This is a genomic window from Cyanobium sp. Morenito 9A2 (assembly GCF_024345575.1).
GTDB lineage: Bacteria > Cyanobacteriota > Cyanobacteriia > PCC-6307 > Cyanobiaceae > ATX-6F1.
Genome location: NZ_JAGQBJ010000017.1, coordinates 17,695 through 30,775 on the forward strand (window position 1 = coordinate 17,695; position 13,081 = coordinate 30,775).

Annotated in this window: 17 protein-coding genes; 10 read left to right on the top strand and 7 right to left on the bottom strand. The window is 67.7% G+C overall.

What is annotated here, in order from left to right; translation table 11 throughout:
- Positions 1-489, top strand: a complete 489-nt coding sequence (locus KBY88_RS14925) for a hypothetical protein (RefSeq protein ID WP_254940735.1) — start codon at positions 1-3, stop codon at positions 487-489.
- Here the strand turns inward: KBY88_RS14925 and KBY88_RS14930 are convergent.
- Together KBY88_RS14930 and KBY88_RS14935 are read right to left on the bottom strand one after the other, a co-directional pair.
- Positions 486-1,115, bottom strand: a complete 630-nt coding sequence (locus KBY88_RS14930; protein ID WP_254940736.1) for a RibD family protein — start codon at positions 1,113-1,115, stop codon at positions 486-488. The genes KBY88_RS14925 and KBY88_RS14930 overlap by 4 nt on opposite strands.
- Before the next feature lie 33 nt (positions 1,116-1,148).
- Positions 1,149-2,060 (bottom strand): 6-carboxytetrahydropterin synthase, encoded by a 912-nt coding sequence (locus KBY88_RS14935; RefSeq protein WP_254940737.1) that lies wholly within the window; start codon positions 2,058-2,060, stop codon positions 1,149-1,151.
- A 47-nt stretch (positions 2,061-2,107) separates the two neighbouring features.
- On the opposite strand from KBY88_RS14935, the gene KBY88_RS14940 reads away from it, so the two are divergent.
- Entirely contained in the window at positions 2,108-2,707 is a 600-nt protein-coding gene (locus KBY88_RS14940) for a shikimate kinase (protein ID WP_254940738.1), read from the top strand.
- Here the strand turns inward: KBY88_RS14940 and KBY88_RS14945 are convergent.
- A complete protein-coding gene (locus tag KBY88_RS14945) occupies positions 2,704-2,967 on the bottom strand; it encodes a CRR7 family NDH-1 assembly protein (protein WP_254940739.1) in 264 nt (87 codons plus the stop codon). The two genes, KBY88_RS14940 and KBY88_RS14945, sit on opposite strands and share 4 nt — an antisense overlap.
- A 39-nt stretch (positions 2,968-3,006) precedes the next feature.
- Positions 3,007-3,729 (bottom strand): glutathione S-transferase family protein, encoded by a 723-nt coding sequence (locus tag KBY88_RS14950; protein WP_254940740.1) that lies wholly within the window; start codon positions 3,727-3,729, stop codon positions 3,007-3,009.
- Positions 3,730-3,794: 65 nt separating this feature from the next.
- Here KBY88_RS14950 and KBY88_RS14955 point away from each other — a divergent pair, with 65 nt between their 5' ends.
- The 7 genes from KBY88_RS14955 to KBY88_RS14985 all read left to right on the top strand — a co-directional run bounded on the left by KBY88_RS14955 (position 3,795) and on the right by KBY88_RS14985 (position 10,009).
- Complete coding sequence (locus tag KBY88_RS14955; RefSeq protein ID WP_254940741.1) at positions 3,795-4,004, top strand: DUF751 family protein; 210 nt, start codon at positions 3,795-3,797, stop codon at positions 4,002-4,004.
- Between the two features lie 2 nt (positions 4,005-4,006).
- Entirely contained in the window at positions 4,007-4,408 is a 402-nt protein-coding gene (gene rbfA / locus KBY88_RS14960; protein WP_254940742.1) for a 30S ribosome-binding factor RbfA, read from the top strand.
- Positions 4,392-6,017: a glycoside hydrolase family 3 protein gene (locus tag KBY88_RS14965; protein ID WP_254940743.1), complete on the top strand. Its 1,626-nt coding sequence runs from the start codon at positions 4,392-4,394 to the stop codon at positions 6,015-6,017. Before rbfA ends, KBY88_RS14965 begins: the two co-directional genes overlap by 17 nt.
- A gap of 59 nt (positions 6,018-6,076) precedes the next feature.
- Positions 6,077-6,964 (top strand): zeta toxin family protein, encoded by an 888-nt coding sequence (locus tag KBY88_RS14970; protein ID WP_254940744.1) that lies wholly within the window; start codon positions 6,077-6,079, stop codon positions 6,962-6,964.
- Positions 6,942-7,922 (top strand): DMT family transporter, encoded by a 981-nt coding sequence (locus tag KBY88_RS14975; RefSeq protein WP_254940745.1) that lies wholly within the window; start codon positions 6,942-6,944, stop codon positions 7,920-7,922. Before KBY88_RS14970 ends, KBY88_RS14975 begins: the two co-directional genes overlap by 23 nt.
- Before the next feature lie 63 nt (positions 7,923-7,985).
- Positions 7,986-9,179 carry a glycosyltransferase gene (locus KBY88_RS14980; protein ID WP_254940746.1) on the top strand — a complete coding sequence of 398 codons (1,194 nt, stop codon included), beginning with the start codon at positions 7,986-7,988 and terminating at the stop codon, positions 9,177-9,179.
- A gap of 2 nt (positions 9,180-9,181) precedes the next feature.
- Positions 9,182-10,009, top strand: a complete 828-nt coding sequence (locus KBY88_RS14985; protein WP_254940747.1) for a uroporphyrinogen-III synthase — start codon at positions 9,182-9,184, stop codon at positions 10,007-10,009.
- Here the strand turns inward: KBY88_RS14985 and KBY88_RS14990 are convergent.
- The 3 genes from KBY88_RS14990 to zds all read right to left on the bottom strand — a co-directional run bounded on the left by KBY88_RS14990 (position 9,999) and on the right by zds (position 12,524).
- Entirely contained in the window at positions 9,999-10,430 is a 432-nt protein-coding gene (locus KBY88_RS14990) for a hypothetical protein (protein ID WP_254940748.1), read from the bottom strand. The two genes, KBY88_RS14985 and KBY88_RS14990, sit on opposite strands and share 11 nt — an antisense overlap.
- A gap of 148 nt (positions 10,431-10,578) precedes the next feature.
- On the bottom strand, positions 10,579-11,025 hold the full coding sequence (locus KBY88_RS14995; protein ID WP_254940749.1) for an SRPBCC family protein: 447 nt from the start codon (positions 11,023-11,025) through the stop codon (positions 10,579-10,581).
- Between the two features lie 5 nt (positions 11,026-11,030).
- A complete protein-coding gene (zds, locus tag KBY88_RS15000; protein WP_254940750.1) occupies positions 11,031-12,524 on the bottom strand; it encodes a 9,9'-di-cis-zeta-carotene desaturase in 1,494 nt (497 codons plus the stop codon).
- Between the two features lie 89 nt (positions 12,525-12,613).
- On the opposite strand from zds, the gene KBY88_RS15005 reads away from it, so the two are divergent.
- A complete protein-coding gene (locus tag KBY88_RS15005) occupies positions 12,614-13,003 on the top strand; it encodes an iron-sulfur cluster assembly accessory protein (RefSeq protein ID WP_254940751.1) in 390 nt (129 codons plus the stop codon).
- Positions 13,004-13,081: the final 78 nt, after the last annotated feature.

The following is a 13,081-nucleotide window of genomic DNA, read 5'->3' on the forward strand; positions in this document are numbered from 1 at the left end:
ATGGCCAAGGAGCGTCGCCATTGGGGCCGAACGCTAGCGAGTCTGCTGGTGCTGGTGAGCCTGACAACAACCGCGCCCGCCCAGGCCAGTCTGCTGCGGCCGCTGCTGATGTTGATGCGGCCGCAGCTGGAACAACGATTAACCCAGCTCTGCCTGCGAGCGCTCACGGGCGGTGTGACCAGCCTCGAGGGGAGTCTGCAGCGGCCTTGCCAGCAACTGGCCGGCCCCGCCAGCACCTGCCTGATCAACGAAACCGACGCCAGCGGCCGCAGCCTGGGGGTGATCAACGAGCTGATTAGCGGCCGGGTCGGCAACGAGAGCGAGGTGGTAATCAAACGCTGCGTGGCCAAGTTGTTGAAGCTGCCCCCCGAGACCCTCCAAGAGGTGCCCCTCAAGGACCTGCCGCGCCGCTTCGGACTGACGGGCCGACCGTCGGGCGGTCTGGAATCCCCCCAGCAGGAGGAGCAGGGTCTGACGCCGTCGCCCTAGGCCAACCCAGCCGGGAGACCCTGGCGCCTGTAGCGCAGCAGCAGCTCCCCCTCGCCCAAGGACCGGTGCTCGTGGAGCTCCCAGGAGTCTCGCGGCAGTGCCACACCAGGCGGCAACCAGCTGTGCGCTCCCCCCAGCAGCTGCGGGCAGAAAGTGAGCTGCACTTCATCCACCAGACCCTCCTGCAGAAGGCTGGACGCCAGCCGGGCGCCCCCCAGCAGCACCAATCGTTTGAGTCCCTGGTTCGCCAACTGTTCCAGCAATTCCTGCCAGGGGCGCAACACCAACAGCCGATCGAACCCCTCCGCAGGCGCCGTGCCTGGGCCGAGCAACCAACGCTCCAGGGGTTGGGCAAAGAAGGCCAACGAGGGCTCCACTGTGCCGCTGCGGCTCACCACCAGGGCCACAGGCTGATCGCTCCGGCCCGCCTGCCGCCGTTCCGCCAACAACTCCGGGCGCCGAATCAGGCAAGTGCTGCCGTGCAAGCGCAGGGTCTGGGCACCGATCAGGGCCCCATCGGCCCAGGCCAGGGCCTGCTCCAGGGCCATCCGATCCCCCGCCCCTCCGAGCTGGGCGGCGCCTCCTTCAGGTGGCGCGAGGCGGCCGTCGAGGCTGACGGCCAGCACCAGCCTCAGCTCGCTCGAACGGCCTCGGCCCACTCAAGCGGCCGCGAGCGCTTCAAGGGCGGGGGGGCGCATCTCCAGCAGGGGCGATTCGGCAAACACCTCAGCGGCATTGTTGGGGCTTTCCTGCAAGCGCACCTTGTGCAAGCGGGCGCCGGTGGCGGCGATCGGGGCGGTGAGCAGATCGACGATGTGCAGGGCGATGTTCTCGGCCGTGGGCACGCAGCTGGCGAAATGCTCCACGTCCTTGTTGAGGAAGGTGTGATCGAAAGGTTCCACCACCAGCTCCTGCACCAGCCCCTGGAGCTCGCCCAGATCACAGACCATGCCGCTGCGCGGGTCAATCGTGCCGCGCACGGTGACATCGAGCAGGTAGTTGTGGCCATGGCCGTGGGGACGCGCGCACTTCCCGTAAATGGCGTCGTTCTCGTCCGCCGAGAGTTCGGGCCGCGCCAGGCGGTGGGCGGCGGCGAAGTGGGTGCGGATCGAAAGGAAGGCTTCCATGGGGTTACCGAGCACGTCGGCCCAGAGGGTGGGTTGTTCGTAGAGCCGCAGGCCGATCAGCGGCAGATGGGGGGCCAGCCGGCTCCAGATCGCCTGGGCCAGGGCCTCGGTGGTGGGCAGGCGCCCTGCCTGGGTGCCCAGGTCGAACTCCTGCCAGGCCTCGTTGAGGAAGCGGAAGTCCAGTGGATCGGTGACCTCCCGGCGGATGGCCTGCTTCACCTCCGAGAGGTTGAGCACCATGCCGTCGGCATCAAGCGGCCCCCCCATGGCCACCACCAGCTCGTAGTTGTGACCGTGCCCCGGGGCCAGGGAGCAGCGACCGAAACGGGCCCGGTTGTCCGCGGCACTCAGCTCGGGCAGCCAGTAGAGGTGACTGGCGCTGAAGGTGGCGCGGCGGGTGATCACACAGGCCCTGCCTTCGCCATGGGCGGCCACTGCCGTCATCTCAAGCCAGCAGGTAAGGCAACATCCTAGGCAGGATGACCCCCGCCATGGCCGCATCGAGCCGCCCCGACCCCACGCCCATCGGCCAGAGCCTGCGCCGCAGATTGGAGGGTCTCAACCTCTATCTGGTGGGCATGATGGGTGCCGGCAAGAGTGCCGTGGGACGCCCCCTGGCGGAAGCCCTGGGCTACCGGTTCCTCGATGCCGACACCAGCCTCGAGCAGCTGGCCGGATGTTCGATTCCGGAGCTGTTTGAGCGCGAGCAGGAGGCAGGCTTCCGGGAGCTGGAGAGCGCCGTGCTCAACCGCATCGCCGGCTGGCATTCCCTCGTGGTGGCCACCGGCGGCGGCGTGGTGATGCGGCCGGCCAACTGGGGTCAGATGCAGCAGGGCGTGGTGGTCTGGCTGGATGCCCCCACGGAGCGGCTGCTGGAGCGGCTGCGGGCCGACCCCACCCCCCGGCCCCTGCTGGCGGGGCCTGAACCCGAACGGCGCCTGAGGGAGCTGCTGGAGGCACGGCGGCCGCTCTACTCCCAGGCGGATCTGCACATCGTCCAAACGGGAGGCCCGCCTGAGGCGGTGGCCCAGCAGGTGCTGGAAGCCCTGCCGACGGTGCTGAAAGAGCGCCCCGGGCCGCCCCGTCCCTAGGAGCCGGGCGGCTCCAGTCGCACCGCGAACCATTGCACGGCGCGCCCGGGCTCCAGATCGAGTTCACAGGCGGTGTTGAGCAGGCGCTCGGCCCGCAGCGCATCGTGATCGAGATCTGCCAGATCAGCCGGGGGCTCATCGAGGGCCCCCAACTGAGCCGTCAGCCAGTGGAGGGTTTCGTCGGCCGAGAGAATCCTCTCCTCCACCCCCGGCTCGAGCACCACGTAGTGGTCAAGCTCCCTGAGCAACGGATCGGACATGGGGCTGCGGGTCGAAGGGTCAGCGGTGGGAGAGGAGGCTCAGCTTTGGCCCAGCTGGTGGTAGAGGCGATCGCGCCACGCGAACAGCGGGGCCAGCAGGGGCGAATCGGCCAGCCCCGACACCCCAAGGCCCGCCAGGGGAGCTCCAGCGCTTTCAGGAAACTTGAGCAGCGAGAGCTGAGCGGCCACCGCCAGGTCGGCCAGGGAGAGCTTCTGGCCCACCACATGACCCTCATCAGCCACCAGCACCGCCAACTGTTCGAGGCTCGCCACCAGTTGCTGGTCCTGGGAACGGCCCACCACTTGGCCCACCCCCGCCAACAGATCGCCCGGGATGGCCCCCACCAGGGAGCGCAGGGGACCAGGGGTGGAATCGGGCAAAAGGGCCGTGCGCAGGGCCGGATCAGCCACAGCGGCCCGCAGCAAGGCCAAGCGAACGCCGCTGGCCAGGGCGGTGTCGGCCCAATCTTCGAGCAGCAACACGGCGGCCCGTTCCCGGGCGCGCTCGGGGTCGCCTGCGGGGAGAAGGGGCGGTTCGGGCACGGTGCGCTCCAGGTGAAGCGCGATGGCGGTGGAATCGGCGATCACCTCACCCCCGTCCACCAGCACCGGCACCTGCTTCTGGCCCGAGAGACGAAACAGCTCGATCTGGCCAAGCCCCGGTGTCACCTCCACCACCGTGAAATCGAGACCTTTGGCCGCCAGGATCAGGCGCACCTTCTCGCAGAAGCCGGAATGTCTGAACTGATGGAGCTCGGGCATCGCCGCTCTGGACCTTAGGGCGGCAGAGTAGCCAGCAGATCCGCGCCACCGTTGTCGCCTCACCCATGAAGGACTTTCTCATCAACGTGACGCGCTATCCGCGTTACCTGGTGGCCCTGGGGCTGGGGGTACTGGATTCGGTGCTCGAGCCCTTGCTGGCGCGCACCCGCAATCCCATCACGGCCGTGGCCCTGGTCGGTGCCCTGATCAGCGCCTTGGTGAGCCTGGTCCTGGTGCTGGGTGCCATGGTGAGCCCCTCCGCACCGTTGCCCTAGCCATGGCACAAAACCGCAGGGTGGAGCGGGTGGCCGCCTCAATTCGCCGCGAGATCAGCGAACTTCTGATCACCGGCATCAAAGATGAACGGGTGGGGATGGGGATGGTCAGCGTCACCACGGTGGAGGTGGCGGGCGACCTGCAGCACTGCAAGGTGTTCGTGAGCATCTACGGGAGCGAGGAGAACCGCGTCCAGGCCCTCGATGGCCTGCGTTCGGCGGCCCCCTACGTGAAAGGTGAACTGAGCAGGCGCCTGAACATGCGCCGCACCCCTGAGGTGATCTTCCAGCTCGATCGCAGCCTCGAAAAGGGCACCTCCGTTCTGGGGCTGCTCAACCAGCTCGGGCGGCAGCGTCAGGAGAAAGGGGAGGTCCCACCCGGCCGTGATGATCTCGACGCCTGATTGGCGCCAGCTGTCCCTGCCGCAGCAGGTGGCTCGGCTGCTGGTGGTGCGCTGCAGCGGCCATCTGGGGGATGGCCAGCGCCGCTACCCCCGCTGGGAGCTGCCCAACGCCGAGCTGAAACGATTGCTGGGCCAGGGGGTGGGCGGGGTGATCCTGCTGGGCGGCAGCGCCAGCGAACTGCGCCTTCGCACCGACCAGCTCCAGCGCTGGGCCAACCGCTCCCTGCTGCTCTGCGCCGATGTGGAGGAAGGCGTGGGCCAGCGCTTTGAGGGGGCCAGCTGGCTGCCCCCTCCCCTGGCCCTCGGCCTGCTCCACGCCAGCGAACCGGCCCGGGCGATCGCCCTGGCCAGCGCCTATGGCCACTGCACCGGTCGCCAGGCCCGCCTGCTGGGCCTGAACTGGGTGCTGGCGCCGGTCTGCGATGTCAACAACAACCCGGCCAACCCGGTGATCAATGTCCGGGCCTGGGGGGAGGATCCCGTCACGGCCGGCCAGCTGGTGGCCGCCTTCATCGCCGGCGCCCAGGCCGAGGGGGTGCTGGGTTGCGCCAAGCACTTCCCCGGCCACGGCGACACCGACAGCGACTCCCACCTGGAGCTGCCCCGACTGCCCCATGGCCGCAGGCGGTTGGGAGCGGTAGAGCTGCCACCGTTTCGCGCCGCCATCGAAGCGGGCGTCGCCACGGTGATGACGGGCCACCTGCTTCTGCCGGAGCTGGATCCAGACCGCCCCGCCACCCTCTCACCGCTGGTGCTGGAGCAGCTGCTGCGCCGGGAGCTGGGCTTCGGCGGGCTGGTGGTCACCGATGCCCTGGTGATGGAGGCGATCGCCGCTCGATGGGGCGCCGGAGAGGCGGCGGTGCTGGCCTTCGAAGCCGGGGCCGATCTGCTGCTGATGCCCGCCGATGCAGACGCCGCGATCACCGCCCTGCTCGAGGCGCTCGCCAGCGGCCGGATCAGCCGTGCGCGACTGGAGCAGAGCCTGGGACGGCGCGAGCGGGCCCTCGCTCGGGGGGCCGCCCCGCCCAGCGATTCAACCGCCCCTGAAGCTCTCGAGGGGATCGAATCCAGCGCGGAGCTGGCCCTGGCCAGGGAGCTGGTGGCCGTCAGCCTGCTGAGCCAGGGCCGCCCGGGACTGCCGCCGGGTCCGGGCCTGAACCTGATCCGGGTGGACAGTGTCCTGGCCAATCCCTTCCTGCCGTTGATGGCACCGGCCCTGCAGCGTCCAGCCCGCGACGGCTACGCCGCCTGCCTGATCGATGGCCGCAGCCCAAGCCCCTGGAGCGGCGAGCTGACGGCACCGCTGGCCCTCGATCGCCTGCCACCGGGTCCGGTGCTGCTGCAGCTGTTCGTGCGGGGCAACCCCTTCCGCGGCAGTGCCGGCGGCGAGGAGCCCTGGTCCGCGGTGGTGCTCCAGCTGCTGGGCGCCGGCAGGCTGGCGGGGCTGGCCGTTTATGGCAGCCCCTACCTGTGGCAGGCGCTCCGACCGCTGCTGCCGCAGGAGCTGCCGGCGGCCTACTGCCCCGGGCAGATGCCCCTGGCCCAGGCCCTGCTCCTCGATCGCCTGGGGCTGGCGGGGGGCGGCCTGGAGGGCGGCTTCACTGACTGAATCCCATGGCCCACCAAGTCCAATCCCGGCGCTGGGCCTGCCTGGCGAGCGCGCTGGCTGTGCTTCTCACCGTCCCGATGGGGGGCGCTGCTCCGGTTGCCGCTGATCCGCCACCTGGGGAACACTGCCAACGGCTGAACCGCTCCGGCCGACCCGATATCCAGCCCGCAGCGATTGACTGGCTGGAGCGCTGTCTGCTTGGTCTCACCACAACAAAGAGCACTTACTTCAGCGGAAGCAACTATTCACCAGAACGCCAAAAACTCCACGGCGAAATCATCCAAGCAGCCCTCTCGGGGAAGCCTTGCGTCACGATGGAAGCGCCGGTTGCCATTCTCACCGGAGGCCCACCGGGCGCCGGCAAAACCACCTGGCTGCGGCGCCACATCCGCGGCTCGCTTCTGCAGAGCAGCTATCGGATCGATGCGGATGAGGTTCGCGAAGCATTGCCGGAGTATCACGGCTGGAATGCCAGTTCCACCCAAGCTGAGGTCCGCGACATCGTTACCATGCAGATTGAAGCCATCACCAGACCGTGCCGATTGAACGTGATCTACGATGGAACAATGACCCAGGCTGATCGCTATGAGCAGCTGATTGGATCCTTGAAACAGAACGGTTATCAGGTCTTTCTGGTACAGGTTCTGATCCCGGAGCCCCTCAGTCTGCAACGTGTGCTGGAGCGCTATCAGTCCAGCGGCCGTTATGTGCCACGCTCGATTGTGAAGGCTTTTTATCAACGCGGAATGGCCGTGTTCAGGCAGCTGGCCCCCAGGGCGAACGGCTCCATCCAAGTGGATGGCCTCACCGGCGGGGTTCTCTGGAGCCAGGGCGATCCCCTCCCCGGCAGGGAAGCGAAGCCGACCAATCCAATCCGCCTGCCCATGGGTAACCATCAGAAGCAACCGGCGATCCGTGGGCAGAGTGCCGCATCAGAACAACTCTGAGTACCCGATCCAGGTTGCGCTGGGGCCGGCCGGCGGCGCCCTGATTCTGCTGGGCTATGGGCTTGTCTCAGGGCTGCGCAGCACGGTGCTGAAGGGATTGCAACTATTCGGAGCCAGCCATCCGGTCGGTAGCGAGAATCCGATCAGCTTCTGCAATGTCTTTTTCATCGCCCAGTCGATGGTGGGGATTGCGCTGGTGAGCGCCGAGCCCAGGGTTGTCTGGAGGGAGATCCGCACGATCAGCCCTGCGGCCTCAAGAGCCGTGGCCGCCGATTCATTCCTGGGCTGTTTCCTCGCCCCTCTGGCATTCTACCTCTCTCTGGATCACCTCTCGGTGATCACCCAGACACTGCTTTTTTCCCTGACCCTGCCCGTTTCTGGCTTCCTGGCCCTGTTCTGGCTGAAGGAGCAACTGCCTGAGCGCTTCACCCTGAGCCTGATGCTGATTCTCGGTGGATTGTTGATCGGCATCGCGTTCGCTCCATCGAGGGCACTCATGGGCATGGACGACTGGATCGGCATCGCCTGGGCCTTCGTCTCTGTGCTGGCGACGTCTCTTCGCAATTGCATCCGACGCAAAATTGCCGCCTACCAGCTATCCCGTGGCCTCACCGTCGGGGTATCCAATCTGGTTGGAGCCATCGTCTTTGCCATCATTGCTTATCAGCAATACGGCCCCAATCATTTTCTCCTGCTTCAAACTTGGTGGGTCTTCTGGGTGATTGTTGTCTACGGAATCACCCTCAGTCTTGGCACCGAGGTTCTGCGCCAGATCAGCGGTCGCCTGTTCAGCGTGAGCCAGGTGGCCCTGACCGGCAGCGGCAGCATCCTCGTCACAATCCTGAGTGCAGCCGTCTTCCTGGGGGAGCCGTTCTCGGCGGTCACCGCCCTGAGCCTCGGATTGATTGTGGCCGGGGTCACGCAGCGCTTCATCCATCCCAGGGTCACCCGCCTCTGAATTGGTGGGTCCCGGGCCGAGCGGACACCACCCCTAGGCTGGCCTGGTGTGCCGCTGCCACCGATGCTCAGCCTCTCGATGATCGTGCGCGACGAGGCGGAGCGCCTTGGCGCCTGTCTGGAGGCGGTCAGGGGTTTTGTCGATGAGATGGTGATCCTTGACACCGGCTCAAGCGACAGCACGGTGGCCATCGCCCGCGCCCAGGGCGCCGTGGTGCACGAAATCCCCTGGCCAGGGGATTTCGCACCCGCCCGCAACCAGGCCCTCGAACGGGTGAGCGGCGACTGGGTGCTGGTTCTCGACGCCGATGAACTGCTTCGCCCCGAAGCCCGGGCACCGCTGCGGGCCCTGATGGCCCAGCCCAACGTGCTGCTGATCAACCTTTTGCGCCACGAGCTGGGCTCCCAGCAATCGCCCTATTCCAGTGTCAGTCGCCTGTTCCGGCGCCATCCGGCGATCCGCTGGAGCCGTGCATACCACGCCATGGTGGACGACAGCGTCGCAGAGCTTCTGACACTTGAGCCCCACTGGCGGCTGGCCGACTGCTCCGAGCCGGCCCTGCTGCACACCGGTTACCGGCCCGAGTTGCTGGCCGCCGGTGATAAGGCCCGCAGGCTGAGGACGGCAATGGAGAAGGAATTGCTCGAGCGTCCGGGCGACCCCTATGCCTGCGCCAAGCTCGGCGGCCTTGAGATCAGCGAAGGGAACAGGGCACGGGGCCTGGAGCTGCTCAGAACTGGCCTGGAGGCCTGCCCCACCGTCGCCCACCCGGAACGCTACGAACTGCTCCTGAATTTGGCGATCGCCGAAAGCGGCGACGATGGCGCGCGCGCCGAAGCGCTCTATCGCCAGGCCCTTGAGCAGCCACTCACCCCTCGGCTCACCCTGGCGGCGCGGCTCAACCTTGCGGCGCTGCTGCTTCAACTGGGTCGCCCCGATGAGGCCGAGCGCCTGACCGAAACGGCCACGGCCGTGGCCCCCGAGGTGGCCCTGGGCTGGTACAACCTCGGCCTGATCCGGCGGCGCCAGGGGGACATCGCCGGTGCGCTGGGAGCCTACGGGCGGGCCCTGGAGCTGGCCCCCGACTACGCCGAAGCCCAGCAGAACCTGGCGGTGGCCCAGCTGCTGGGGGGCAACATCGACGCCTCGCGGGCCAGCTTCCGCAGGGCGATTGCGCTGTTGGAGCACCAGGGACGGGGCAAGGAAGCCGGACAGCTGCGGGTGCAGGCCGGAGCGATGGTCAAGCTGGAGGCCTGAGCATGGGCACCCCCGACCACCACTCGGGAGGGACCAACGCCGCCGGGGCCCTCGATGGCCGGCGCATCGCGGTGACCCGGGCGGAACGGCAACTGGGAGAAGCCCGGCGGCTGTTCGAGGCGGCCGGGGCCGAAGTGCTGGATCTGCCTGCCCTGGTGATCGGCCCCCCCGATGAATGGGGCCCGTTGGATGATGCCCTGGCTGATTGGGACAGCTTCCACTGGCTGATCCTCTCCAGCACCAATGGCGTGGAGGCGGTGCAGGCACGGCTGGAGCGCCGGGGCCAGGCCCTGGCCCACCGTCCCCGCAGCCTCAAGATCGCGGCGGTGGGCCGCAAGACGGCCGCCCGACTCGAGGAGCTGGGGGCAGCGGCGGACTTCGTGCCCCCGGAGTTCGTGGCCGACAGCCTGCTGGAGAACTTCCCAGTGTCAGGCTGGGGCCTGCGGCTGCTGTTGCCCCGGGTGCAGAGCGGCGGACGCACCGTGCTTGCCGAGGCCTTCTCGGCCGCTGGAGCAAGGGTGGTGGAGGTGGCCGCCTACGAGTCAAGGTGCCCCGAGGGCCTGCCCACCTCGACCCTGGCAGCCCTGGAGCGTGGACAGGTGGACGCCATCACCTTCAGCAGCGGCAAGACCGTGCGGCACACCTGCCAGTTGCTCGAACAGGCCTTCGGATCAAACTGGAAGGAGCCGCTGGAGCGGATCGCCCTGGTGTCGATTGGGCCCCAGACCAGCCAGATGTGCCAGGCCCTGCTGGGCCGGTTGGACGCCGAAGCCTCCCCCCACGACCTCGCTGGCCTGGTGGAGGCCTGCGCCCAAGCACTCAGAGGGTGAGAGTGAAGCGATCCTTGCCCTGACGCAGGCTGAGTTGACCGTTGCCCACATGGATGGCGGTCACGATCCAGCCAGGCGGAAGCAGTGGGGCCAGCCCCGCTCCGGGGCAGAAGCCTCGGGGTCCGACACAGAGGGGCCCCGTCTGTCCGGAAACCTGCACCAGGGCTTGGGCGGTGCCGCGGCTACTGACCACACCTGTGAAGCTGAAACCGGCGGGCAACTGGGCCGTTGGCCTGGACTTGGGGATCGGCCTGCCATTGGCGTCGACGGCTGTGGTGGTGGCGGAAACCACAGGAGCGAAGGGATCAAGGCGACCCTGGCCCAGGCCACCGACCACTTGGGCCGGGGTGGGCAGGGGGGTGAGGCCAGGCACGGGCGCGGGAGGGGCCGTGGCCTCGGGCGTGGGTGGCCTGGGGGCCACCAGGGGCGGCGGGATAACAGCTGTAGGAGGCGGAGGGGGAGCCCCCCCACAGGCCGCGAGAGCCAGCAGAGGCAGAACGACGACAACGCCACGCACGATGACAGCCTTGCCAGGCATGACAGGGGAGGGCACCGCGAAGGAATTGTGCTCAGACTTGGCCATAATCGCTCTGCACCAGGTCACGAAAACGATCCAGATTGGCCTGGAGCTCCCTGGTGACGATGCCACCAAGGATGGTGGGTTCCATGAGCGGTGCGACCACGCCAGGCAATTCGTAGCTGACCGTAAGTTTCACCGCTGTACATCCATCACCCTGTGGATAGAAGCGCACGGCCCCTTTGGTGGGCAAGCCCCCCACCGACTCCCAGTGCAGTTGCTGAGCCGTCACCCGCTGGGTGATGCGCGCTTTCCAGTGGAAGCGAAAGCCCTGGGCGGCGAGGGTCCAATCGGTGAGATCCGGGTCATCAAGGGTCTTGACCGATTCGATCCAGCGCATCCAGCGCGGCATGGCCTCCAGATCGCTCCAGACCTCCCAGACCCGCTCCACGGGAGCCCCGATCTCCGTGGTCACACTGTGCTCCAACCATCGGCCCATAAGGATCAAGCCACGGCGGCGTTGGTCGCCAGGGCAACAGGTGCATTCAGGATGGCAGCGGCCGCCAGCTTCCCACTCATTGTGGCGCCTTCCATCGAGTCGATGTAGTCCTGGCGGGTGTAGCTGCCGGCCAGAAAGAAATTGGCCACCGGCGTGGCCTGCTGCGGCCGGAACGGCTCCATGCCCGGGCCCTCCCGGTACAGCGACTGGGCCAGCTTGACCACGTTGCTCCAGACCAGGCTCAGGCCCTGGGCAGAGGGAAACAGGGCGCGCACCTGGCCATCGGTGTGGGCGACGATCTCCTCGGTCTTTTTGGGAATCCAGGGATCACCGGGGGTGAGCACGCACTGCAGCAGCGAGCCCAATCCCTCCTTGCGGTAGTCGGCGGGGCTGGCCAGGGCCAGATCAGCAAAGCAGCTGAAATCGGCGTCTGCGGTGTAGAGCAGGTTGTTCAGACCGGCAGGACGGGCCAGATCCTGGCGGCGCGCCCCGGCAGCAGCCGAATCCCCCAGCTCCGTCACCCAGCCGTCGTAGCGCAACTGCACCGTGGCCACCGGCACCGCCTCCAACTGGTCGATGGCCGCGAACTGGGGGAAACGGCGCCAAGCGGCGGGCAGCAACCGCTGGATGCCAGGCACGTCGCAGGCGGCCAGGTAAACGTCGGCTTCGATCCGCCGCTCCCCATCGGGGCTGCCCAGCACAAGCGCGGTGACGCGGGTGCCGGGTTCGGCTCCGCCGACCTCCGGCACCTCCTCGAACGGCACGTCGGTGACGCGGTGGCGCAGGTGAATCCGGGCGCCGCGAGCCTCGATGTAGTCGACGATCGGACCCGTGAGCCAGCGGTGGGGTGAGCCCTTGAGCAGGTTGAGCTTGGAGGCCTCGGTGCGCACAGCAAACATCAGGAAGATAGTGAGCATGCAGCGGGCGGAGATCGCCGCGCAGTCGATGAAGCCCAGGGCATAGGCAATGGGGTTCCACATCCGCTCGATGCTGCGCCGACTTCCGCCGTGGCCCAGGAACCACTGCTCGAAACTGACCCGATCCAGATCGCGGATCACCGCCATGGCGCCGTCGTAGTCCACCAGGCCGCGCACGATCGGGCTGGTGCCCAGGGCGAGGGCGTTGCGCAGCTTGTCGATCCAGTCGAGCTGGGGGGTGGTGAAGAAGGCCTTGAGACCGTTGAAGGGGGCCCCCACCGGGAAGCGGAAATCGAGCTCGCGCAGGTCGCCGCCACGGTTCACGAACAGGTGGGTGTGGTCCTTGGGCAGCAGGTTCTCGAACGCCCCCACCTGGCGCATCAGCGCGAACAGATTGGCGTAATTGAAGAAAAAGACGTGCAACCCCATCTCGATGTGGTTGCCATCGGGATCCACCCAGCTGCCCACCTTGCCGCCCACGAACGGCCGGGCTTCGTAGAGGTCGACCTGGTGGCCGGCCCCCACCAGGTCGACCGCCGCGGCCAGCCCCGCCAACCCTGCACCCACGATCGCGACCCGCACCCGTTCTTCCATGGCTGGAACGACTCTATGGAGCCGGCCTCCATAGAGTGGCTCCAACGTCCCGCCCAGCCCCCTCACCCCTGACCCCGATGACCGTCGAAACCAGCCCACGCACCCACACCGCCGCCGACGGCAAGGGCATCCTCGTCACTGAACCCGCCATGCGCCAGCTGGCGGGCCTTTGCCAACAGCAAGGTGAGGACAAGGCGCTGCGGGTGGGGGTGCGCTCCGGTGGCTGCAGCGGCATGAGCTACACGATGGACTTCATCGACGCCAGTGCCATCGCCGCCGATGACGCCGTCTACATCTACGAGCCCGAGGGCGCCCGCCCGTTCAAGGTGGTGAGCGATCCCAAGAGCCTGTTGTACATCTACGGGATGCAGCTGGATTTCAGCTCAGCGCTGATCGGGGGCGGCTTCAACTTCAGCAACCCCAACGCCAGCCAGACATGTGGATGCGGCAGTTCCTTCGCCGTTTGAGGCCGGTGTGCCCGCCCGGCCCGACCGCCTGATGGGCCCCATGGGAATCTGGGGACTCCCCCCGAGCGTCCCTCCGCG

Coding starts and splice junctions, on each gene's coding strand:
- KBY88_RS14925 (WP_254940735.1), top strand. CDS start 1: ATGGCCAAGGAGCGTCGCCATTGGGGCCGAACGCTAGCGAGTCTGCTG.
- KBY88_RS14935 (WP_254940737.1), bottom strand. CDS start 2,060: ATGACGGCAGTGGCCGCCCATGGCGAAGGCAGGGCCTGTGTGATCACC.
- KBY88_RS14940 (WP_254940738.1), top strand. CDS start 2,108: ATGGCCGCATCGAGCCGCCCCGACCCCACGCCCATCGGCCAGAGCCTG.
- KBY88_RS14945 (WP_254940739.1), bottom strand. CDS start 2,967: ATGTCCGATCCGTTGCTCAGGGAGCTTGACCACTACGTGGTGCTCGAG.
- KBY88_RS14950 (WP_254940740.1), bottom strand. CDS start 3,729: ATGCCCGAGCTCCATCAGTTCAGACATTCCGGCTTCTGCGAGAAGGTG.
- KBY88_RS14955 (WP_254940741.1), top strand. CDS start 3,795: ATGAAGGACTTTCTCATCAACGTGACGCGCTATCCGCGTTACCTGGTG.
- rbfA (WP_254940742.1), top strand. CDS start 4,007: ATGGCACAAAACCGCAGGGTGGAGCGGGTGGCCGCCTCAATTCGCCGC.
- KBY88_RS14965 (WP_254940743.1), top strand. CDS start 4,392: ATGATCTCGACGCCTGATTGGCGCCAGCTGTCCCTGCCGCAGCAGGTG.
- KBY88_RS14980 (WP_254940746.1), top strand. CDS start 7,986: ATGCTCAGCCTCTCGATGATCGTGCGCGACGAGGCGGAGCGCCTTGGC.
- KBY88_RS14985 (WP_254940747.1), top strand. CDS start 9,182: ATGGGCACCCCCGACCACCACTCGGGAGGGACCAACGCCGCCGGGGCC.
- KBY88_RS14995 (WP_254940749.1), bottom strand. CDS start 11,025: ATGGGCCGATGGTTGGAGCACAGTGTGACCACGGAGATCGGGGCTCCC.
- KBY88_RS15005 (WP_254940751.1), top strand. CDS start 12,614: ATGACCGTCGAAACCAGCCCACGCACCCACACCGCCGCCGACGGCAAG.